Origin of the sequence: Chryseobacterium sp. SIMBA_038 (assembly GCF_046535115.1) — a bacterium.
Classification (GTDB): domain Bacteria; phylum Bacteroidota; class Bacteroidia; order Flavobacteriales; family Weeksellaceae; genus Chryseobacterium.
Genome location: NZ_JAWRXH010000323.1, coordinates 1 through 251 on the forward strand (window position 1 = coordinate 1; position 251 = coordinate 251).

Here is a 251-nt window from a genome sequence, read left to right on the forward strand (position 1 = left end):
GCAGGCATCTGCACGCTGGTACCGATCATGCAGCTCGATCTTTACTTGCCGGTCTACATCATTCATGAAGTTCCAGCTCAAGCGCCCTTCACATGGAAGGATGCTTCGATGATGCTCACCAGCACCGAAATATTCGGATGGATACTCGGGTTAAACGGTCTATTGTTTGTTTTGTTTATTCTCCCCGTCACAAAATGGCTCCAACACTGGAAGGAGCGCGATGTATTTATACTGTCGTCGCTATTGTCTGG

The 251-nt window shown here is 48.2% G+C and carries 1 protein-coding gene; it reads left to right on the top strand.

Annotated features, from left to right (window positions below):
* The coding region (locus SB689_RS23750; protein ID WP_410694495.1) for a hypothetical protein at nucleotides 1–251 on the top strand (251 nt) is incomplete at both ends.